The sequence below is a fragment of the Paenibacillus oryziterrae genome, from assembly GCF_042610485.1.
GTDB lineage: Bacteria > Bacillota > Bacilli > Paenibacillales > Paenibacillaceae > Paenibacillus_AQ.
In genome coordinates this window covers 315,380-339,371 of the sequence record NZ_JBGJZO010000003.1, presented here as the reverse complement: position 1 = coordinate 339,371, position 23,992 = coordinate 315,380, and the positions used below count along the sequence as shown (strand labels likewise).

Below are 23,992 nucleotides of genomic sequence, written 5' to 3'. Positions count from 1 at the left end.
ATCTGTGACATTTATAGGGTTCTTCTTTTTGTTTTATACTTCTTACGAAGCCAATCTATAAAAAGTCCTGCAATCAGCCACGAAAAAAAATGTAGGCAGTACAAAATAAAATTGAATAGAAGTTCATTATTCATGGAGTAATGGAGATCCGTTAACCATGAATTCAGACGTAATAACAATGGACTTGTCAGGAACAATAGCAAGTTTTTATCATCATTCCCAGATAAGTTATGTATGCAAATGATCAAAGACAATACAGGCAGTAAGAAACTGGCTTTCTTGAAAATTTTCATAGAAAACTCCTTTACCTAAATTCTACCATGCAGTGATGTGGTGTTTCCAATTTATTTCTATTATGCACTTTTCAAAAATAATTCTTTACCGATCGTTCCCGTAATGTTAAGATAATAGCGAAGCACGACTTCTTATTTTTTTGATCTTTTTAAGAACGATCATTCTCGAATAAACCTAAAGGAGCGATTATCCATGGGAAAACTTACAAACAAAGTGGCTTTAATTACAGGAGGAAACAGCGGTATTGGGTTCGCCACTGCAAAGTTATTTATTGAAGAAGGCGCGAAGGTCGTCGTTACGGGAAGAAATCAGGACAGACTAAATGCAGTTAAGGAAGAACTCGGAGCAAATGTCCTCACTATTCAAACCGATGCAACCGACCCAGCAGGTCTCGAAAAAGCTGCGGCTGCGGCTGTAGAAACATTTGGTAGTCTGGATATCGTTTTTGCGAATGCCGGAATTTCCGGAGCAACTCCAGTAGGTGGCACAGAGCATTCTGTATTTGAAGAGATTTTGAGAACAAACGTAACCGGTGTGTTCTTTACCGTTCAAGGGGCTCTTCCTCATCTGAAAGAAGGAGCATCAGTGATTCTGGTCGGTTCCGTACTAGCTAAGGCTGGAAGACCGGGAGGGTCTGCATATGCTGCAAGTAAAGGGGCGATCAGCAGTATGGCAAGGGTTATGGCTGCCGAGCTGTCACCACGCGGTATACGTGTAAACACGGTCGTACCTGGAGCAACCCGCACACCGATCTGGGGACAGTCTGACCCGGAAAGCTTTGCTAAATTAGAGGCTGGGCTTGCATTAAGCATACCTCTTAACCGTATTGGTGAAGCTGTAGAAATAGCCAAGGCGGCACTTTTCCTGGCCTCAGAAGATTCTTCATTTGTTCAAGGAGCCGAAATCAGTGTTGATGGCGGTGCCGGAGCTGCTCCGCTAGGAGCTCCAATTTATCGCAGCTAAACCGTATTGTAATGAATACTAAAAAACGCTAATGACTTTATTCGTCATTAGCGTTTTTTAGTTCTTTTACACGGGTCTACAATGTCTCTGCATTCTTTAACGCATGATCCCAGCTTGGGAAATAAAACAACGCGTTCTGCATCAGCTCAGGATCGGATTGCTTCACTTGCTTTTTATTAGTCGTACCTCCATTCGATTGAAGCTGCCTGATCCGGTTGATAACTTCATCTGCACCCATTGTAATTTCCAATTACCTCGCTCCTTTTGTATAGATGAGAATTAGTCATATTTTTCACAAATCCAAATCGTCTTATACAGTAAAAAGGTATTATTTAGAACAAGGCATAATTATGTTGTTTTTTTAGATACTACAAGTAGGTAATTCACAATGCGGAAAGGACCATGGATACATAAGCAGAATGGACGAAATGGGGCCAGCCTCAAATGGCGATCCAATCGAACGGTCAAACGAACCCGCTGGAGGATATTCTTTCGTAAAATAAAAAAGGCCGCTTAGCTCGGCCTTTTTTTCATGCTATTCGCGATATGTCCTATTCCAAAAACCACCGTTGCGGCCAGCATATAGGGTGAGTGAAGAACTAATGTAGCACACAGAAAAAACAGAACTGGTGTAACCGCCAAAGGTACCGGAATTCCTGCCATAGGCGAGAACATCAGCTCATATTCCCTTCCGCCTTTAAAATATCGGATCCATCCAAAGTAATAGAGGATCAAAGTTATTATCATACCTGACATTGCGATTTCTTCATATGTATTGTCCAGATGTATGGTTGCAAAAAGAGGAGCGATGATGACTCCTGTACGGCCAATCCCTTCTGCAGCTGAGAGTCTGAAATCCCCATTCTCATCCGGATTGTCCGGCATATTCTTTGGCTGAAATTTGATCAATAGTACAGTGGGCAGAATCACCATAAGCGGTATCAAAAGACTCAGCGGATGAAACAGATTTACTCCCCCCTCGAATTTAAACGTGCAATAAAAAGTGTTTATTGTAATTATTATACTCTTTCCGGTTCAAATAGGACCACACCTTTCAATCATCTTTCAAACAGCTTAATGACCGTTGCTGCACTCCTGAGATTCGGGAAGTATTAATTACATCAGCGTTATCATGACCTACTTCGGCATTATGGGTATTTTTGCAGGAATCACCTATTGCCTCGATAAAATGCTAGGGAGAAGAAAAAGGGTGCGAATCGCATAAATAAGAACTAAGAAGCTTCCGAGATGCGGAAGCTTCTTTCACTATCACTACTTTAAGCTGGCTTTAATTTGGGAGTGTCAGAGTACACTACAGCAATTGGAGCGCCAAATCAACCGCCGCATTCGCATGTATTTCTGTTGTATCGAACAGGGGGATATTCGTATCCCTTTGATTGATTAACATCGAGATTTCCGTACAGCCCAAAATAACGCCCTCGGCACCTTTCAGGCCCAGATTATGAATGACCCGCAAATAAGTATCCTTGGAGTTACTTTGAATGTCTCCTTTGCACAATTCTTCATATATGATCCTGTGGATTTCTTCTCTCTCCTCCGGCTGTGGAATAATGGCCTCTATGCCGAATTTCTCACTCAGGATTTGTTTAAAGAACTCCCCTTCCATCGTGAACCGGGTTCCGAGCAGTCCTACCCGCTTTAAGCCTTGTCTACTCACTTCCCGGCCTGTCGCCTCAGCGATATGTAGAATATCAATACCAGCCTCCCGCTGAATGTCTTCAGCCATTCTATGCATGGTATTAGTGCAGATAACAATGAAGTCCGCACCTCCATTCTTAAGCCTTCGGGCGATGTCTATCATCATCTCAGTTAATTTATCCCACTCATTATAGTGCTGTAGTCTTTCTACTTCTGTAAAATCAACGGAATACATCAGGCACTGTGCTGAGTGCAGTCCGCCTAATTGCTTCTTTACTCTTTCATTGATGATCTTGTAATAAAGCAGAGAAGATTCCCAGCTCATTCCGCCGATCAACCCAATCGTTCTCAATAAGATCTCCTCCACCCGCTACTGACAAACGTTATGAGAAGTCTATCACGATCCGCTATTTCTCTCAATCCAACAAATCAGCTACCTTCCATGTTTCTATCGCAAATTATAAGAAAGCTCCTGTGACGTTAGGGGGTCAGTCCCGTCCCTAGGTCACAGGAGCTTTTTTCATACCTGGTTTTCTTTACGGGGAAGGATTGAAATTCTGCAGACCGTAACCGTAAGGGAACAATGGATTACCATAAGTGGTAGGTACCGGTTGATTATTATTGATATAATTGCGGATTTCGGCCCGTTCCGCTTCAGTGGCACCTAGATCGTAAGGGAGATCCCACTTCTCCAGTTGATTGGTTGTTACATCCGTTCCTACCTGATCCACTGATCGCGGGAGCTGGAATGGAAGCTTACCTTTAGGCAGATAATCACCGAACAGTAATTGGGAAGTTGCCAGACCTCCTCCGTTCCCCGGCCGGTATACCACGACGATTGCCGCACATTTATTCAGTATATCTGTCAATACATAAGGTCTTGGCATCACGACTACGGCGACAACAGGAATTCCCTTATTATAGAACTTATCAATCTGAGCAATTTGGTCTGTAGGAATCGTGATCTGTTTATCCGGCCACTCGGTTCCGTGGGTATAACTCTTCTCGCCAATAACCACTACAGCAGCTTTAGCTGTTGCCGCATCATTCAGGACGACATTTACTCCTGTACCCGCCCTGTCCTTGATTCCCTGGTAATACGATTTAGCAGCAGGGTTATCATGGTAGATGGATTGCCAGATGACATTGGCGATATTGTCGGTTGCCATATCATCACTGGTAGCCCGGGGACCGGCTACAACAAGCGTTTCACCACTGTTCACTTTCAGAGGGAGAACTCCGTTGTTCTTCAGCAACGTAAGAGACTGACGTGCCGCTTCATTAACAATGTTATTGCTCTCTGTGCTATGCCAGATGCTGGTTGGATAATCCGGGTCGCCATAAGGGTTCTCGAACATACCCAGCTTGAATTTTAGCTCCAGCACCCGGCGAACTGCTTCATTCAAACGAACCCAGCCAACGGAACCGATTACCGTATTGAAATCTGTTCCGGAAGCCATTGCTCCTCCCATAACATCAACACCCGCATTCAAGCTCTTGACTGAAGTATCCGTTGCCGAAGCCAGCCAGTCGGTCACAACAACACCTTTGAAGCCGATCACATTGCGCAAATAGTCAATGGTAGGCTTGCTGACTCCCGCCCCTGCTCCGCTTGGATCCAGGAAAGGTGCAGTGCCATAACCCGGCATGACTGTGCCGGCGTTGGCTTCAATGGCCGCATACCAAGGCTTCATGTGATATTTTATAGTGGTACTGTCATACACGATGGCCTGTTCACCACCAGCCCCTTGACTTGGCCAGTGTTTAACGGTAATCAGAATCGATTTGGGATTAACCTCAGGTCCTCCCTGCATCCCAACGATCATCGCACGGACCATCGCTGCCGCGTAATCCGCGTTCTCTCCTGCGCCCTCCTGAAACCGTGGATATAGCACCTTGGTATTCACTTCGGCAAGCGGGGAGAGCGTTCCGGTGAAGCCCCATGCTTTCTGCTCCCGCCGCTGGAGATCACCGGCCTGCCAGGCCAGATTAAGATTACGGGTTGCCGCCAAACCCAGTTCCGTCGGGAAAATCGTCTTCCAACCTTGGATCTTATCGCCCGTGAAGGCGATAGGTACGCCAAGACGCTGGGTGGAGGCTACTTTTTTCTGTGCATCGGTAATGAAGTCCGTTGTTCCATAGGAGAACACAAATCCCGCCTGCGTATTCATCGCACTCAGAGTATCCGGTGAATAAAACAGCTGGTTTAGCTTCTCGTCGCTGGTCATCCGCGTCATCAAATCATCCAGCCGGGTATTGATTGAATTATGCCAATCCTCATAGGGCTCAATTGCCCCATTCTTATTCAAGTCACGGCTGCCATTCACCAGATTCACTCCGTCGGCAACCTGCTCAAGATAGGGTAAGTACACGCTGAATTGTCCAATACTGGACTGGCTTCTTGCTCCGCTGCCGTCCACAGCAACGACGTACCATTTATAGGTCCAGCGGTCGACAAGGGATGGAGCCGTGAAGCTTGTTCCCGTAACCTCGCCTACCTTGGTATATCGGTCTAGCAGGTTGCCGGAGGCGTTCCAGTCGTAGTCCGTTCTTGAAATATTTACGTATACCTCGTATCTCGCAGCTCCTGCCTTAGCTTCCCAGGTCAGCAACGGCGTTCGTGTTGTCGTAATCATTTGTCCGTTAACCGGTGAGAGCACTTTAAAAGCGGCGATGGTATACGCCGCGGTTGCCACTTCCGAATTCGTCATATCGGTCTTTATCGCTATCGCTTTAATCGTCGTTGTCACCGACACATTGATCGCCCCGGTGTATGTCGGGGATGCAGCGGTAGGGGTAGATCCATCTGTTGTATATTTAATGGTGGCACCAGCCGTACTGCTGCTGATGGTCACATTCTGAGCCGTTGTATAAGTACCGGCAGCGGGTGTGAACACTGGGACTGCCACTTGGGGAGTAGGTTGGCCGTACACCTCAAACTCCCACAGCGAATACCCCCACTCTGTATTTCTCGCTGTAGCATTCATTCTCACATAACGGGCCGTCACAGGCGTAAACGTGATGTTCTCTGTTCCTCCCATTCCGTTTGGCTGGGTGTAGGCATCATTCCAGGAGTTTCCGTTGGTCGATACCTGGATTTTGTAGCTTTTGGCGCTGGCCGTTTCCCAAATGAGCTTCACGCCGCCAACCGTGATGTTCGCGCCCAAGTCTACATAGATCCATTGCAGATCGCTGAATTCCGACTCCCAGCGTGTTCCCGGATCGCCGTCAAAGGCGGCATTTGCGATATTGCCCCCTAGATAGGAGAAGGCTGTGCCCGTCTTATGCAAGGCCAGATTCGTTGTTGAAGAGCCAATCGTATACGTTGCAGAGGCAACTGCCGAGTCGTTCATGCCGGTGAGCGACGCAAAGGCTTTTATCGTTGTCGTCTGGGTCACACTGACCGGCCCAGTGTAGGTCGGGGAAGCCGATGTGGGTGTGCTTCCATCAACCGTATATTTAATAACTGCACCCGCTGTACTGCTGGTGATAGTGACGTTCTGGGTTGAAGTGTAATTACCTCCGGCGGGGGTGAAAATAGGGGTTGCTACAGACGGGCGGTCCGAAATCTCAACAGTTACAGCCGAGTTCGCATGTACAGTAAAGGTCAAAGGATTGCCTTGGATGACCTGACCGCTGGCAGTGGTTGTTTTGAATACAACCTGCTTCTGCTCCACCATATAATTGACACTAAGGGTCACTGTAGTGCCGACGTTATACCTCATAGTTTGAGCAATGGTCGTATTCTGAGATTTCAAGGTTGAGACCTGATTCAAATCAGCCGGACTAAGTCCCATCTCCAGATACTGGACATAAGGTCCTGTCATCGGCACATTGACTGCTGTCTGGCCCGCATTAATAGTGTAGGCTGCAGTTACAACCGCCGAATCACTCATACCGGACTTGGTGGCGATCGCCTTCAACGTAGTAGATGCTGCCACATTGATCGGACCACTATAGGTGGGCGATGCTGCTGTTGGAGGGGAACCATCTGTCGTATATTTAATAACCGCACCTGCCGTTGTGCTTGCGAGGGTTACGTTTTGCGCTGTGGTATAGGTTCCCGCTGCCGGGTTAAATGTTGGGGCTGCTGCCTGCCCGGTGGCTGCCGAGGTCAGACTCAGCCAGTTCAGATTCCATCCGTTTGTCGGCGCATAGACACGCAAGGTTTGTGTGCCTGCTGTCAGACTTACCTGAGCACTGATGGTCTGCCACGTCTGATAATCTCCGGTATTAGGTACAGTCAAAGTTGACAACACAGTAGTACCCTTTCGAAGCTGCAGTTGCGTTCCTGCATAGGGGCTGGACACTCTGAATTCAGCGGTATACGTTCCTGCATTCTGGATATTGACCGTATAGTCCATCCAGTCGCCTGCGTCAACATACGAAATATTCATGCCACCTTCTGAACACACTTCGGTTTGAATGCCGTTCATTGCTGTATAGTTTTCGGCTTCTATCTTTCCCGGGTCTCCGGTAGCAGCAAAGCCGGGCGCAGAAGACCACACCAAACCTGCAATCAGAGTTAATGCCAATACGATCGAACAGATTTTCCTGAAATTCATTCCGTAACCATTCCTCTCATGAACAATTGGTTGGAAACCCACTAGATAACAGGTAGCATCCGGACTAGGTATACGCTTACATAAAGAACCGGATCAACTCTGCCAAATACGCATTACCACCCCCATTCCATATCAATGAAGAAATGACGGACGCGGCTGGACAACATTTGAGTGCAAGCCGAAACCGGTTTTGTAACGATATACATCATATAAATAATTGGTAATTTTGAGAACGGATGGATATCTTTTTTTTAGAATTATTTGTGAAGATAAGAAGCATACTGTGAAACTTTAGTTTCTTGTATATTAAAGGCCTTGCGGTAAGTAACCGCAAAGCCTGTAATTCTGGAACTCTATGATCCAAAGGCATGCCTGTACTGACTTGGCGGCATTCCTTCCTGCTGCTTGAACACTTTGATAAAATAGCTGGATTGCGAAAATCCGGTCTGCTGCGACACCTCAGCCACCGTAAGTTCAGTGGAGACGAGCAAGAGCTTGGCTTTGACCAGACGGGAATCCAGCAAATAACGATTCGGTGTCTTGCCCATCACTTCGCGGAACAGCCGCAGAAAATGACAGCTGCTGTAGCCTGCCAGCCGGGCCATGGATTCCAGTGTCCACTTTCTGCTGCAGTCCTTGTGGATAATATCCGCCACGTTGCGGATGGAATGTCTAAGCTGGAGCGGGACAGAGCCGTGCAGAGGTTCTGAATTTGGCAAAAGCTTCACCAAAATCTCATATAGCAAAGCAGATAGTCGCGGTTCACTGCGAGATTCATAGGATGTACTCAAGTTGTACATCTCATCAAACAAGATGTCCAGACCTGCATCCGGATCAAAAGAAAACAGGTAGCCCTTGGACTGATCAGCTTCCTCTAGCATAGGCAGCGGAATTTCGGTATCAAAATGAACCCAGCGGACATCCCAGGGCTGCTGGGTATCCGATCCGTATTGCTGGTAAGCTCCCCTAGGATATAGAAATCCCCTTCCCCTCCGCATCAGAATCCGCTCTCCTTCCTGAAACACATATCCTTCGCCGCCAAAGACTAGGTGGAGGTTATACTTGCTTAGTACACCCTCCTTCCGGCGCTCCGTATGCTGGGGGAAATCCGTATAGTGCCCCACAAATTCCGGGTAACACACGTATTTGGTAAAGGCTGGCGCAGGTAAATAGCATTGTAATTTCATAGGTTTCCACCTCTATAATTCTATCTATTTCAAATCACGCAATATAGTCATATCATCGCAATATTGTGTTATATCTTCTTCATTACTGCTGATAATACAATAGACTTAAGAATATATGAAAGCATATTTTTCATACCTTGGAGGTTATGATGAAGAAGCCAGCACAAGAGAATTTCGAGCTTGGGGTCTGTTATTATCCGGAGCATTGGCCGGAAAGCATGTGGGAAGATGACTACCGCCGTATGCGGGAGATGGGATTTACAATCGTAAGGATGGGCGAGTTCGCCTGGTCTATTTTCGAGCCGGAGGAGGGTCATTTCGAGTTTGGACTGTTTGACCGGGCGATTGACCTCGCGCATCAATATGGATTAAAAGTTGTACTTGGCACACCTACAGCGACGCCTCCTGCCTGGCTAACTGAACGGTATCCAGAGGTGCTTAATGTAACGTATGAAGGTGTTACCCTTCAGCATGGTCTCCGCCGCCATACGAACTACACCAGTCCTAAATACCATGATCTATGCGCCCGGATTGTTGAACAATTGGCTCTACATTATGCGGATCACCCCGGCGTCACCGGCTGGCAGATCGATAATGAGCTAAACTGCGAGATCAGTGAATTTTATTCCGAAAGCGACCATGCTGCCTTCCGGGATTGGCTTAAAGAGAAGTATGGCACCCTGAAGAGTCTGAACGAAGCCTGGGGCGCCGTGTTCTGGAGTCAGACCTACAGCGACTGGTCACAGGTTTATTTGCCGCGTCCAACACCGGCCATGAGGCAGCCGAATCCGCATCAGGCTTTGGATGAGAAACGTTTCATCTCTGACATTACGATTTCTTTTGCCAAAATCCAGGCCGACATTCTCCGTGCAAAGGCACCAAACCAATGGATAACCACCAACGGATTGTTTGGACATCTGGACAGTCACCGGATGAATGATGAACTGCTCGATTTCTTCAGCTATGATTCCTATCCGCAGTTCTCAAGTATTTATTATAATCCGGAGGAACAGAATCCGCTTAAGGACCGGAGCTGGAGCCTTACATTATCAACCGTCCGCTCTATTAGCCCAAACTTCTGCATTATGGAGCAGCAGGCTGGCCCCGGAGGATGGGTGAACCGGATGGATATGCCTTCTCCGAAGCCTGGACAGATGCGCTTATGGACGTATCAATCCATCGCGCATGGAGCAGACATGGTGCTTTATTTCCGCTGGCGGACAGCAACCTTCGGCAATGAAATCTACTGGCACGGAATTAATGACTACCACAACCAGCCTAACCGGCGGGTACGAGAAGCTGCACAGATCGGACAAGAGCTGGCAGCTATCGGCAGCTCCATCGTTGGAACACAATCCCATGCCAATATCGCAATTGTGCGCGATTACAACAATGAATGGGATGGTGAATACGATGTATGGCATGGGCCCTTCGCTTGGCAGAGCAATAAAGAATGGTTCAAAGCCCTGCAGCACAAGCATATCCCGAGCGATATCCTGTATATCCGCAGCACAACACAACTGGAGGAGCTTGCACGATATGAAGTTCTGATCTATCCGCATCCGGCGATTCTGACCGATTCTACCGCTTCACTCCTGGATCAATATGTCCAGCTTGGGGGTAAGCTGGTCTTTGGCTGCAGAACCGGGTATAAGGATGAACGGGGCCATTGTTACATGCGTCCTTTCCCAGGAGCAGCCAAAGAGCTGTGCGGTATTACAGTTGAAGAATTCACTGTTGTCAAAGGGACTCGTCAGCCTACCCTGATTCGCTGGGAGGGTGCTGAAGAACTCCTTACTGGAGCTGACGCATTTAACGATATCCTGCATGTTGAAGAGACTACAGTTGAAGTTATGGGAACCTACGCTTCCGATTATTACACAGGCAAACCTGCTGTCACCCGCAATCGGCGCGGCAATGGTGAGGTCTGGTATTACGGAGCTGTCTTTAATGAAAGTTCCGCAACTCAAATGATTCATCAGTTGGGACTGCAATCACCTGTCTCTGAATGGCTTGAGCTTCCTGCGGATGTAGAATTGCAAATTCGCCGGAGTGGGTCTGACGAATATACCTTTCTCTTAAACTACGGTGAAGAACCTGCTGAAATTCTGCTTAAAACGGAGAAGCATAATTTGCTGGACGGAAAGCTGCTTTCGGGCAATGTCCTGCTGGAAGGCTATGGAGTGCTAATCCTCAATTAATGATTTATGGTAACAGGATTTTCACCACCTCAAACACAACAAAAGGCCTTAGGGACAATCTCATCCCTAAGGCCTTTACATCACTATGACTTTGCTAGCATTTATGCTCTTTGTTTGCGTGTCATTACGTCGAAGATTACTGCTGCGGCTAGTACTCCACCACGAATCATGTACTGGTAGGAAATGCCGACGCCGAGCAAGTTCATCCCGCTGGACAGTGACGCCATTACAATCGCACCAATGATGGAACCGGTGATTTTACCTACGCCACCTGCTGCAGATACACCGCCGACATAAGCAGCTGCAATTGCATCAAGCTCGAACAGTGTTCCTGCAGTTGTTGTTGCCGATTGAAGACGGGCAGTAAAGAGGATACCGGACAATGCGGACAGCATACCCATGGAACCGAATACGATGTACGTAATCTTTTTGACGCTAATACCGCTAAGGTTGGCCGCTTCCGGATTACTTCCGACTGCATAAATATGACGTCCGATAACAGTGGAATTCGCCAGGAAGTTGTAGATCACAACGACGATCATAACGATAATAACCGTCCAGGAGAACCCGTTGTAGCCTGCAAGGATCCAGGTAATGTAAGCAATAATAGCAGCTACAAACACCAGTTTCACAGTGAACATTCCGTTCGAGATAACATCGAAATTATATTTGAGTTTATTTCTGCGTTTGGAGAACTCAAAGTAAATGAATAACAAGATAATCAATGCGCCTAGGATCAATGACAGCAGATTAAGACCGCCTAATTTCCCCAGTGAAGGGATAAAGCCGTTGCCCAGTGCGTTGAATGTCTCGTCTTTAGTGATGATTGTACCTGTTTTTTCGGTTACACGCAGCAGTGCTCCTCTAAAGATCAACATAGCTGCAAGTGATGCAACGAACGATGGAATACCCATTTGGGCCACCAGGAAGCCGTTAAACATCCCGATAATAATCCCCATTACCAGGATCACAGGAATCGTAATAAACACCGACACTCCGAGTTGAGTAAGTAGAATTGCTGCGATCGCACCCATGAAACCAGCAGCGAAACCAACGGACAAATCGATATGACGGATAACGATAACCAGTGTCATCCCTACCGCAAGCACAGCAATATAGCCTGTTGCATCAATAAGGTTACTGATATTCCGGGAGGACATGAATAGTCCATCGGTCAGAATCGAAAAAGTAAGCATGATAACAAATAAAGCAATATACATTCCGTAATCCCGAATATTAACTTTGATCAACGATTTAGCTTCATTAAATATTTTCACCGGTCTTCCTCCTATTGCGTAGCAAGCTTCATTATTTTTTCTTGATCCGCTTCGTTTGCAGGCAGTTCGCCTTTGATTTTTCCTTCAGCCATAACATAAACACGGTCGCTCATGCCCAGCACTTCTGTCAACTCGGATGAAATCATAATGATACTCATGCCTTCGCTGATCAATTTGTTCATAATCGTGTAGATCTCGAATTTGGCCCCTACATCTATACCGCGGGTTGGTTCATCCAGAATAAGCAGGCTCGGATTAACAAATAGCCATTTCCCCAAAGACACCTTCTGCTGGTTCCCTCCGCTTAAATTGCCGACCAGCTGCTCAACGGAAGGAGCTTTAATGTTCAGAGAATTTTTGTATTCGTTAGAGATTTTAACCTCTTCATTAATGTTGATTACCCCGCTGGGAGCAATCGCCGTTAGATTACCGACGGAAATATTCTGTTTGATATCCTGTATCAAAAATAAGCCGTCACCTTTCCGGTCTTCCGTTACATAAGCAATTCCCGCTTGAATAGCATCTTTGGGACTTTTGAAGTTCTTTTGAGCACCGTTCATAAATAGTTCGCCGTTAATCTTGTAGCCTTTCGGATTCCCGAAAATGCTCTGAGCGAGCTCTGTACGTCCTGAACCCATCAAACCTGCTATGCCGACAATTTCTCCCTTTCTTACATTAAGATTGGCTTCCTTGACCACATTCCGGCCAAGCTTAGGATCAAATGCTGTCCAATCCTTAATCTCCAGCACTTTATCGCCAAATTTCTGGTTGCTGCGTTTAGGATAAATATCATCGATTTCACGGCCGACCATGTTCTTGATAATGACGCTTTCGGAGATTTCATTTTTAGCTGCGTCCAGCGTACAAATCGTACGACCATCCCGCAAAACGGTGACCTGATCAGCAATTGCAATTACTTCCTTCAGTTTATGAGAGATCATGATACTGGTAATTCCCTGTGTCTTGAGTTCTCTGAGCAACTGGAGAAGGTTCTCACTGTCATCTTCATTAAGTGCAGCCGTAGGTTCGTCCAATATGAGCAGCTTAACATCTTTACTAAGTGCTTTGGCGATTTCCACTAGCTGTTGCTTGCCTACGCCCAGATCTTTGATCAGAGCCTCGGGATTTACATCCAGCTTTACTTTTTTGAGCATTTCTTTGGCTTTGACAATCGTTTGGTTCCAATCGACGATCGAGCCTTTTTTCACTTCATTGCCTGCAAATATATTCTCGTATACGGTTAGGTCTGGAAACAGCGCAAGCTCTTGATAGATAATGGCAATACCTGTTTTAACACTGTCACTGATTTTGGCGAATTGTTGTACATGCCCTTCAAATACAATATCACCGGTATAGGTCCCATGCGGGTACACTCCACTCAGCACCTTCATCAAGGTTGATTTGCCGGCACCATTCTCACCAATCAGACAGTGTATTTCTCCCTTATTCACCTTAAAGTTAACGTTCGAGAGCGCTTTGACGCCTGTGAACTCCTTAGAGATGTTGTTCATTTCTAAAATGTATGGATTCATCTACTACACTCCTTAACAAAACAAGTCATAGAATAGCGGAATAGTGATAGACGTATCTATCACTACTCCGTCCAAGCTATGGTTCTGTGCGATTATAGACCTGTGAATTCGCTTGCTTCGTAGTATTTGGAATCAATCAGAGACGCTTTAACATTGTCTTTGTCGACTACGATAACGTCGGTTTGTTTGGCTTTAACATCCACTTTACCGTTGTTATAAGAACCTGTTGTTTCAGGGTCTTTACCGTCAAGAATGGATACGGCCATTCCCATAGCGTCTTTAACCAGGCTGCGCACGTCTTTGAATACAGTCATCGATTGTTTGCCGTCGATTACGTATTGGATGGAGGCTTTCTCAGCATCTTGTCCTGTAACCACGTAGCTTGTAACTGCACTGTCTGAACCAAATACGTCAGCGATAGAACGAGCAGTACCGTCATTTGGTGCAAGGATAGCTACGTCGCCTTTTGCGTCAGCAGCGGCTGCAGTCAAGTGAGTTTGAGCTTTGTTCTTAGCTTCATTGGCATCCCAGTTTGTAGTAACCTGGCTGATGATCTTACTCAGTTCATCACGGGAAAGTTCAGCTTTATCCTGCAAAGCTACAGCTTCGCTGGAGTTAGCGATTTTGAAAGTGCCGTCAGCGATCTTAGGTTGCAGAACTTCCCAAGCGCCTTGGAAGAACAAGAATGCGTTGTTATCAGAAGCGGCACCAGCATACAGGTACAATGGTTGGCCGTTGCCTTTAGCATGATCAACCAGGTATTGAGCTTGTGCTTTACCTACAGCCACACTGTCAAATGTTACATAGTAGTTAACTGCATCAGTATTAGTGATCAGACGGTCATAAGAGATAACTTTGATACCAGCTTTTTGAGCGGCTTCGATGGCAGCAGCTGCTGCATCGCCATCTTGAGGACAAATAATCAAGACTTTGATGTCTTTAGCAATCAAGGAATCCACGTTTTCTTTTTCTTTCGCGGAAGAACCTTGGCTGAACAGGATTTCTACAGAGTAGTCTGTTCCTTTTAAAGCATCTTTAAATCTTTGTTCGTCTTGCACCCATCTTGGCTCATCTTTGGTAGGCAATACGATACCTACATCCACTTTGCCGCCACTGTTTCCACAAGCTGCCATTAATGCAGTGAGCATAATTGCAACGAGCATGAGCGGAATCGCTTTCAAAATCTTTTTCATTCTCAAAAACCCTCCCTTTATTTGGCTAATACTGTAAGGCACATCTGAATAGTAACATCGGTTTCGGTGCCCCGGAATAGAAAATTCTCCTATAAATCTTGAATATCCTCATATTCCAGGTTAAAAAGTCCATTTTTTTAAGGAATATTTTTCCGAGAGAACAAGAACGCGCGTTCACATCAAATTTCAGAGTGAAACTCTCAAAATGACCAATTATTTTCTATTTTTTGCTACTCAGAGATAAAACAGTTAAGAATTTTACCTATTTTATAGCATAAATTGTCTGAATTTCACTAAATCGCCCGCAGGAAAAAGAAGGAATATCGGCCTTTGCAGAGAATATCAAAGAGTGTAATAAAATACATGCTTATCAGGTATTTACTAACAGGAGGGAATTTCAATGGCTAACTTGTTCGGCGGCTTATTAGGAAACTATTCGGAGGTCAGTGTTCCTGAATTAAAAAGCCAATATGGAGCATATCTCATGCCGCAGGAAGAAATTCAAAGTGGTTTCAAACTGATCCGGGACGCATTTCTGATTACAAATGAAAGATTAATTATGATTGACCATCAAGGCGTTACCGGGAAAAAGACACGCGTCGCTTCCATCCACCTCAGTTCTATTTTCGAAGTTACCATGGAAACAGGCGGAACAGGCTTTGATGATTGCGAAGTGACTATCCATTACATTACTTCTCCCTATCATAAAACGAATAATTTGCAGACTTCGATCTACAAATTTGAATTCGGCAAGAAATTCAACGTACAACCGCTTTATACGGCTCTTGTCAGCATTGCCTCTGAGAATTATAACCGCTTGAATTCATAATCCGGCTCTACTTTGAGCACAAAGAAATCCTTCCGCCAACGAGGCTGAAGGATTTCTTTGTTTGTGTTCAAGTCAAAGGATTCTTAACTTACACCTGTCCTCTGTATAATTCACGACGGTAGTACTCTGCGGATCGCCAAAATTAATTACTTTTATTTTCCCTATTCAGCAAGTCGATAATAAGGAAGAGTAAGAGACGGCTCGAAACCCAGACGTTGCGCAAGCTTGTATGAACCCTCATTCTCCAACCTGCATGACCACACGGGCTCCAACTGATGCTCCAGGCAGTAATCAATCAGAGCCGCGCATACGGCATAGGCATACCCTTTGCCCCGATGACCTTCCGAGGTCTCAATGCCAATCTCCAGCTTATACGGATCAATAAATGCCGAAAAAGCTGTAGAGGCAATGTCTCCGCTGCTGAGTAAGCTATAGCCTATTCCTTCAGCCAAAAAATGCTCTTCATCCCTCCAGAAATTCCGCGCCGTCACACTACCCGGTTGAGCCATGAACATTCCCTTGGTAATCTGCACGATTTCATCATCGGGTCCAGTTATAGTCTTTCTCGTTCTCCGATAAGCTTCACTGTTAAATCTGAAATTAACCCGCGTATTTCTTAGGATCGGCTGACTGGTGCCCTTGACATCTATCGTCTGATCTCTGACTAATGAATCGTTATGGGTGAGCATTACCGAATCAATTAGCGCAATCCAATCCCCTGCCGGATCTGCCTGAAGCCATTCCTGTGAAAGTCTCTTCTGCTTCTTGTTAGTTATGTAATGGACTAGCTCCCGATTGAAATCCTCATTACCGGATTCACCGAACAATAACGACATTCCATATGGATGTAGCACATAAAAAGCATGCGGATCTTCAAGGCAGTCCACATACACGTTTCCGGGAATTGTCTTCCTGATCACTGCTTCTGCGAACATTCTGTTTATTTTCACTTGATTTAAGGGAATGAGTACCTTGTTATAGTCTTCACGTGCCAAATGGATCATATACTCCTCTCACCTCTCTCGTTTGGAATCTTTTTTCAAGCTATTGTAACATAAGAAGAAACGGCTAGAACTTATACTTTCTTGTATTTCAAAAAAAGAAACGGAAGACGGGTTATCCCCGCTTCCGTTTCTTTTTTCTCCGCTTTGACCCATTACCTTTTGGCGGGAGATGATCCTTGAATACGACTTTATCTAATTCTCCGACCGATTCTGCTTCACCTGTCAATTCCCGGGACGCCTCAGCTCCAGCTAATCCGGGTAAAGCTGTGCCTCGGGACCTTATCCCGAACTGCTGCTTAGCCCGTACCTTTGATGCTGCACGCAGTCTGCTAACTCCATATAAGCCGGCATACAAGAGCACAAACATCATCCCCGCAGCCAAACCCCCACCCTGCCCGGGAATAAGCGGCATGCTCGCAATGATGATGATCAAGCTGCCGATTGCGATCCATGAGGTGTAGGGAAAGCCTCTTAACCCACTCCCATCTATAAACGCACTGCCATGCTGCTTACGCAGCCGGTAATGGCTGGCCATAATAAGGCAATACGCGAACAGCAGAGAGAACCCGCCGGAACTGACTAGAAAGAGGTAGATTCCCTGCGGAAGCAGCATGCCAAGACCAAGTCCGGCCAGCATTGCCCCCCCGGAGATCAGAATCCCGCGGTATGGAATATCACTACGGTCTTTCATCCAGTTGGGTGTATGACCCTCTTCTGCTAAGGAACGGAGCATCCGTCCCAGACCAAACACAGAAGCGAGCATAGTAGATAAGATCGCAGAAACGAGCACAATATTCATAATGTTACCGGCCCAGCTAAAGCCATAAAGGCTGAGCGCTGATACAAACGGGCTGACCGTAAGCGATACCCGATTAGGGGGGAGCAGCAGGAACAATGATGCCATAGCGGCCAAATAAAGGCCCACTAGCAAAATGATCGTATACCGAATCGCTTTTGGAATAATTACTGACGGATTGCCCGTCTCCGATGCTGCCAGACCCAGAACCTCAAACCCTGCATAGGTGAACATGACCATCAGCATACTACCGGCAATTCCACGAATTCCTCCCGGGAAAAAGCCCTGACCTTGAACGACATCCAATCCCGCTGAACCGTTCACCCGTGTGCCCAGCCCTGCCAGCAGGCAGATGGCAAACACCACAAAAGCAGCTATAGCAATCAGTTTGATTGCAGCCAGACCGCTCTCCAGCTTACTAAGCCGCTCCGCCCCCAGCAGATTAAGCAATGTAACACCTACAATAATAACTGCACCGACGAGCGACAACGGAAGCCATGGATACCAGCCCCGGAGCAGAATGGATACTGCTGTTGCTTCACTGGACATAGCCAGTACAAGTCCTGTCCAATATACCCAACCTACAGTAAAACCCGCTCCCCGGCCAAATGCCTGCTCGGTGTAGGTCCGAAAGGACCCGGATGCAGGATTCGCTACCGTCATCTCCGACAACGCTGATAATATGAAATACACCAGAATTCCGCCGATCACATAAGCCAGCAGAACAGACGGTCCTGCCGCACGAATCGCCACCGAGCTTCCCAGAAAAAACGACCCGCCTACGACCGTTCCTAGTGCAAGCATCGTTAGCTGCCACACCGACAATCCTTTTCCTTCCTGCCGCATCTTGCCGCCTCCCAGAACTTGTTTAGAACAAGTATCTGCATGAAACGGGGAATTTACCCATGGGAAATTGCGGTTATTCCTTTACGATCATCGTAACACGGTTTCTGCCGGATGCTTTGGATTGATAAAGTGCGTCATCTGCCAGCTTGTAGATATCCTCTTCCCTGAGATTGTGAACTTTCACAGCAGCGATACCTACTGAGACCGTAATGATCCCATACTCCGTGCTCATCTCATGAGGCAGCCGCAAGTCCTCAATGCTTTTGCGCAGACCCTCAGCATATTCGAACGATTGTTTAGGGCTAATTTCGGGGATGATCATCCCGAATTCTTCGCCTCCCAGCCTGAATACAAATCTGTCCTCTTGTCCGGCTACATCCCATAGCATTTTTCCAAACTCACGCAGCACATTGTCCCCTTCATAATGACCGTACGTATCATTGTATTTCTTGAAATAATCAATATCGAGCATCAGATAGGTTAGTTCCCCCCCCTCTCTTACAGCCTCTTCGACTTTTTCCTGGAATACCTTGTTGAAGTACCGCCGGTTATACAGACCGGTTAGCTCATCCGTGATGGAGATTTGTTCAATCAGCTTAATGTATTTATTTAGTTCCTCATTATTCATCTCAAGCTCCCGGGTGCGCTCAGTTACAAGCTCCTCAAGGTGTTCTTTATGGCGTCTAAGCTCTTCTTCAGCCTGCTTCCTGATTGTTATATCTTTCACAGTCCCCTGAATGGCCGGCGTATCCAAATAATTAATCAATGTCACTTTGTGGATGACGATAATTTCGCGAACCTGGTCCTTGTGAATAAGCCTTGTCTCATACTCGCCTGGTACACTTTTCCCGTCAAACCGTCTGTTGTAAAAATGCATTACTTTTTCTCGTTCGGTAGGGCTGACAAATTTCTCAAAGGGCATTCCGATCATTTCATCCATTTCATACCCCAGCATTGCAGCCAGTGCTTCATTTACATACACACACTTTTTGTTCTGGGTTATGAATATGCCATCCTGCAAGTTGTTCACGAGTGTGCGGTATTTCTCCTCCGAACGTTCTAGATCTGAGTACAAACTGGCATTCTCCAGAGAAAATACCATTTCACGGGAGAGCAGATTGATGATTTTCATCCGCTCCTTCGTGAATGCTCCCGTAATCTTGTTGTTCTCAAGATAGATGACCGCAATAATCTTATTCTGATTCATGAGCGGCATGCAGACCAGTGATTTAGGCTGGTATTTGACCATATAGGGGTCATTGACGAACTGCGTCTCCGAGAACGCATCATTATAGATGAGACTCTCCTTGCTCTTCTCCACATAACGTAAGATGGATTGAGGCAATTGGGCTTGTTGAGGCTGATCATGGAGAACAACCGAGACTTTATCTTCATCCGGTTTATACTCTCCCTCAACAATTAATCCGCTGCTGGCGCTCATAATGATACAACCCCGCTGCGCACCGGCATTTTTGATAACAATGACCATGAGCGCCTCCAAAAGGCTGTTCAAATCAATTTCTCTGGAAATTGCCTGTGAAGCCATAAGCATAGAGTCGAGATCTAGGCTCTCCGAATAATCCGTGATGGTAGGGCCTTGAAGAAACTCTTTCGTGCTCATTTTATTGAAGATATCCGGATATTGGTCATACAATTGCCGGATTTTCCCCTTGGCTCCCCACACAGAGTAATAATATGTTGATTGTTTCAGTAGATAAGCAGCGAATTCCCTGTAATCTTTACCGTAGTAAAATTTCGCTGCGAGCTCATTAGTCAGGGCCTTGTATCTAACAAAGCCTCCCCGTTCACTGGCTTCAATTGCCAGATCGTAAAATTTCCCTGCTGCTTCGTTCTTACCTTTGATTCTTGCCCATTCCGCCTTCATCAAGTACTCATGCTGTTTGAATGTATCCGGCGCGCTCCGGGCCCATTTCTTCACTCTTCCAAGCTCTTTGTGCATTCTTGAGCGCGCCCGCAATTTCTCAGCTGCATTCATATCCTTATATCCGCCTGCCAGGTTGAGGAAGGTAAAGAGTGCGAACTCTTCCATAAATGCTGCACCGGCCAGTGTGCCAATAATCGCATAGGCTTTATCAATATACTCCATTGCCTCACTGTAACTTTCATAGGTGAACAACAGTTTGATTTTATAAATATAGTATATAGCTATTCCCGAGTAGTATTTGGCATCTTCCAGTTGCTTGAGATAAGCAATTTCACTAAAGTCCTTATCGTTAAAAGAAAGTTTATCCTGAAGCTCTCCCGCAAGGGCCAGGTAATACTGCCGCACCAGCTTAGTTGTCGCCAAAGATTCTCTGTACTTTGTATTCTCAATAATAGCTATCGATCTCTCAATGTCCTGCAAGCTCGAAGCAATATCGAGAGTCGGATTCCAAAGGTTCACATAGAAGCTGGAGTGGGCCAGGTATAACAAATCTCCTGACCGAAGACTGGATTCCATGGACACAGTGAACCAATCCTGCAAGGTATCCCAGGGCTCCGACCACGGGTGACAGAACAGTGTATAGAGAACATAGGCTGCCCCCTTCCACTTGGGATCATTAAACTTACCGTTGATCCGTATGCCCAGCCTCCCGAATTCGAAAGCACCCTTGATATCCCCAAATCCGGACAACAGCATGGCATATCCGATAAAAGCAAGGGCTGATTCTGGAGAGTTTCCGTACTTCAGAGTTAAACCTACCTTTTTCAGAACAACCAGTCCAAACAACGAGGTTTCTCCTGAAATAAACGCCGGAGGAATAAAGTTGATCAGAAGTCTCATGATGAGCTTCATTTGAGGATCTGTCATTTCCGCAGCCTCATAGATGTCATCTGCCGTCTTTCCGCGCAGAGCCACTTTAATACTGACGAACTCCTTCAGTACAGAGGCCATTCCAACTTTATTGGGGATATGAATTCCAAGCTCTTGAAGTCCCTGTTTGCCTGCGGATATGGATTCAGTCATCATCCCAAGATACATATAATGATTTGCCTGCAGTTCATAAATTTCTGCACGGTCAAACTTGCCCGGGATATGACGAAGCAGCTCCGCACAAGCACTATCGGCGGCTTCTACATGTTGTGTGAGATAGCCGCACTGTGCATAGAGCACATAGATATCCGCAGTCCTCTGTGCTTTTTCATCCCAAGCCGTATTCCCGAGCAGTCGAATAGCCGCTTCCAGAAGCTTGAAGGCAGAGTCGTAACCAAAAGCCTGTTTCGCTTTCAGGGCAGCTCTCAGATTAAGGGTTATAACCTCATCAAGCTCGACCTTATCAACGATATAATCAAGCCCCTGATTCATATGGTTAGCGATATCTACGATTTTGTCTTCCAGTGCATCAGATTCCATATTCTGAAGCATCAATCGGCCAATGGTTAGATGCAGTTTCTTGCTGGTCGCGGGATCAAGCAGCTGATATAACGCCTGCTGTATACGGTCGTGCTGGAAACGGAATGAAACTCTCAAACCTGGAAGGGACTCGTTCGCTTCCTCCGAGATACCGTCCAGAATCGCATAACTGGAATTAAGGGGTACAATAATATCCTCATCAACAGCCTTAACAATGGACTGAGCTATGACCTTCGGCGTATGATTGCTGATCATTACAAGCATTTGATAATCAAATACACTTCCCACAGCTGCGCTAAGCATCAAGACTTCCAGAACATCCGGCGGCAGATTCTTCAGTTTGATCATTAAGAAATCAACCACATTGTCATTGATCGGCAATTGCATAATTTCTTCCTGATTCCATGACCAACCGCCCAAGAGATCATCAAAAAACAGGAGCCCATTACGGTACAGATCCTTAAGAATTTCCTTTACATAAAAAGAATTCCCCTTGGTCCGTTTATAAATGATTGCAGCCAGTTGATGTACCTTGCCGTTCTCAGTGTGAAGCGTATCCGTAACAAGTTGTTCCACATCTCCGGGCGTCATAGGTTCCAGGATAATATGTCCGGCTACCCGGCTCTTTTCAAGCTTGCTCATTATCGCAAACAAAGGATGTCCTTGAGGAATTTCATTCTGGCGATATGAACATATGAAAAAACACTTCCGTAAATGATTACCGGAAATCAATCGCTCCACAAGCTGTAAGCTGGCTAGATCAGCCCACTGTGCATCATCCAGGAATAATACAAGCGGTCTATCCCCCTGGGTGATCCCCTCCAAAAAGTTAGCGAAGGCGAGGAAAAAGCGGTTTGTCTCTTCGGCAGGATTTAAGGGCTCAAGTTCGGGCTGAACTCCGATCCACTGTTCCAGCTCAGGAATCATCCCTATAAGAAGATTTCCATTCCCGTCCAAAGCCTGCCTAATCGAGTTCCCTGTTTTGTGGATATACCCCTTATCCGGACTTCCAATGAGCTGATTGACCAACTTCCGCAATGCCTGAATCAATGCGCTGTAAGGCACAGACTGATTATATTGTTGGAACTTACCTTCCGCGTACAGACTATTCTCCTGATTTATGTACTCAAACAATTCATGGACAAGTGCCGTTTTACCTACCCCGGCCTCACCGGAGAGCATCATGATTTGCGGGATACCACGAGAACTTCTCTGGAATGCTTTTACCAGACTATCAATTTCTGCTTCCCTGCCATAAATATGCTGAGGGATCCGAAACAAATTCATTTGGTCGTTCAGGCCGATCTCGAAATCCCCACTATTCTCAAGGCAATGGATAAGATCGGCTTTGATTCCATATGAGCTTTGATATCTATTCTCCGAGGATTTCTCCATAAGTTTCATTATAATAGAAGATAGTGATCTGGATATCTTGCCTCCGGTTAATACAAAAGGAGAGACAGCTTCTTTAGCGATAATAGAGTACACTTGATCCAGGATTTCCTCCGCTTCAAACGGTCTGATACCTGTCATACACTCATATAAGACTACACCAAGTGAATAGTAATCACTCCGGTAGTCGACATTTCGATTCATCCGGCCAGTCTGCTCTGGAGAAATATAAGGAAGACTTCCCTCAAATACAGCACTGTTCTGATAATCAGGTTTCTCTTTGGACAATTTCACGGCAAGATCGAAATCAATGATCTGAACTACATCGGTATCCCGGTTCCAAATAATATTGGATGGTTTAATGTCCTTATGTATTACATTCTGCTCGTGTATAGCCCCAAGGATATCGACGATCTTGACCACAAGCCGCAAAAGTTCTTCCGCTCCCGGTCTTTCATCCGCAAGGATACTCTTCAACGAGATTCCCTCGATATCTTCAAGGACCATCATGTAATAACCGTTTAGCTCCGATAACTTAGTAGGTTTAATAACTCCCCGTATAGATGAACTGAGTTCCTTCAGCAGCTTATACTCCTGCTTAAAGCGCATAACTTCTGCATGACCTGCATATTCAGACTTAAGGACCTTCAGGATAACAGTCTCACCAGAGTGAGTATCCTTGCCTCGATAGACTGCCTTTATATGATTATCTGAAATCGTCTCCAGAATTTGATAGTTATCAATGAAAAGCATCCCCCACACCGCCTTTAGCTGTTATCTCACATTATTACGTACAATGTGATAACATTCTATCTTTTTCATTCAAAAAGTCGAAATTTGTTGATATTAAGGCTTACTATTCGATATGAAGCCAATTTATTCCTGCCGCTAGGCTTCCA

At 45.9% G+C, this 23,992-nt stretch carries 14 protein-coding genes; 3 read left to right on the top strand and 11 right to left on the bottom strand.

The features are described 5' to 3' along the window. Positions 1–486 precede the first annotated feature (486 nt). Positions 487–1,257, top strand: a complete 771-nt coding sequence (locus ACAN55_RS06205; protein ID WP_379129580.1) for an SDR family NAD(P)-dependent oxidoreductase — start codon at positions 487–489, stop codon at positions 1,255–1,257. A 76-nt stretch (positions 1,258–1,333) separates the two neighbouring features. Here the strand turns inward: ACAN55_RS06205 and ACAN55_RS06200 are convergent, their stop codons facing one another. The 5 genes from ACAN55_RS06200 to ACAN55_RS06180 all read right to left on the bottom strand — a co-directional run bounded on the left by ACAN55_RS06200 (position 1,334) and on the right by ACAN55_RS06180 (position 8,668). After that, entirely contained in the window at positions 1,334–1,507 is a 174-nt protein-coding gene (locus ACAN55_RS06200) for a hypothetical protein (RefSeq protein ID WP_379129578.1), read from the bottom strand. Positions 1,508–1,770: 263 nt separating this feature from the next. Beyond that, entirely contained in the window at positions 1,771–2,202 is a 432-nt protein-coding gene (locus ACAN55_RS06195) for a hypothetical protein (RefSeq protein WP_379129575.1), read from the bottom strand. A gap of 367 nt (positions 2,203–2,569) precedes the next feature. Further along, a complete protein-coding gene (locus ACAN55_RS06190) occupies positions 2,570–3,268 on the bottom strand; it encodes an aspartate/glutamate racemase family protein (protein WP_379129572.1) in 699 nt (232 codons plus the stop codon). Positions 3,269–3,452: 184 nt separating this feature from the next. Beyond that, positions 3,453–7,481 (bottom strand): chitobiase/beta-hexosaminidase C-terminal domain-containing protein, encoded by a 4,029-nt coding sequence (locus ACAN55_RS06185; RefSeq protein WP_379129569.1) that lies wholly within the window; start codon positions 7,479–7,481, stop codon positions 3,453–3,455. A 353-nt stretch (positions 7,482–7,834) separates the two neighbouring features. Further along, positions 7,835–8,668: a helix-turn-helix transcriptional regulator gene (locus ACAN55_RS06180; RefSeq protein WP_379129565.1), complete on the bottom strand. Its 834-nt coding sequence runs from the start codon at positions 8,666–8,668 to the stop codon at positions 7,835–7,837. 146 nt (positions 8,669–8,814) lie between these two features. Between ACAN55_RS06180 and ACAN55_RS06175 the strand changes: the two genes are divergently transcribed. Next, entirely contained in the window at positions 8,815–10,869 is a 2,055-nt protein-coding gene (locus ACAN55_RS06175) for a beta-galactosidase (protein WP_379129562.1), read from the top strand. Positions 10,870–10,970: 101 nt separating this feature from the next. Here the strand turns inward: ACAN55_RS06175 and ACAN55_RS06170 are convergent, their stop codons facing one another. From ACAN55_RS06170 to ACAN55_RS06160, 3 genes are all read right to left on the bottom strand, one after another. Further along, positions 10,971–12,146: a sugar ABC transporter permease gene (locus ACAN55_RS06170; protein WP_379129559.1), complete on the bottom strand. Its 1,176-nt coding sequence runs from the start codon at positions 12,144–12,146 to the stop codon at positions 10,971–10,973. An 11-nt stretch (positions 12,147–12,157) separates the two neighbouring features. Then, positions 12,158–13,678, bottom strand: coding sequence for an ATP-binding cassette domain-containing protein (locus ACAN55_RS06165; RefSeq protein WP_379129556.1), 1,521 nt, complete (start codon positions 13,676–13,678; stop codon positions 12,158–12,160). A 92-nt stretch (positions 13,679–13,770) separates the two neighbouring features. After that, positions 13,771–14,871, bottom strand: a complete 1,101-nt coding sequence (locus ACAN55_RS06160) for a sugar ABC transporter substrate-binding protein (RefSeq protein ID WP_379129554.1) — start codon at positions 14,869–14,871, stop codon at positions 13,771–13,773. A gap of 400 nt (positions 14,872–15,271) precedes the next feature. On the opposite strand from ACAN55_RS06160, the gene ACAN55_RS06155 reads away from it, so the two are divergent. After that, positions 15,272–15,700, top strand: coding sequence for a PH domain-containing protein (locus ACAN55_RS06155; protein ID WP_379129551.1), 429 nt, complete (start codon positions 15,272–15,274; stop codon positions 15,698–15,700). A 161-nt stretch (positions 15,701–15,861) separates the two neighbouring features. Here ACAN55_RS06155 and ACAN55_RS06150 read toward each other — a convergent pair whose 3' ends face one another. The 3 genes from ACAN55_RS06150 to ACAN55_RS06140 form a co-directional block, all read right to left on the bottom strand. Continuing rightward, positions 15,862–16,704: a GNAT family N-acetyltransferase gene (locus tag ACAN55_RS06150; RefSeq protein ID WP_379129548.1), complete on the bottom strand. Its 843-nt coding sequence runs from the start codon at positions 16,702–16,704 to the stop codon at positions 15,862–15,864. A 112-nt stretch (positions 16,705–16,816) separates the two neighbouring features. Then, a complete protein-coding gene (locus ACAN55_RS06145) occupies positions 16,817–18,346 on the bottom strand; it encodes an amino acid permease (RefSeq protein WP_379129545.1) in 1,530 nt (509 codons plus the stop codon). 73 nt (positions 18,347–18,419) lie between these two features. Beyond that, entirely contained in the window at positions 18,420–23,846 is a 5,427-nt protein-coding gene (locus ACAN55_RS06140) for a diguanylate cyclase (RefSeq protein WP_379129541.1), read from the bottom strand. Positions 23,847–23,992: the final 146 nt, after the last annotated feature.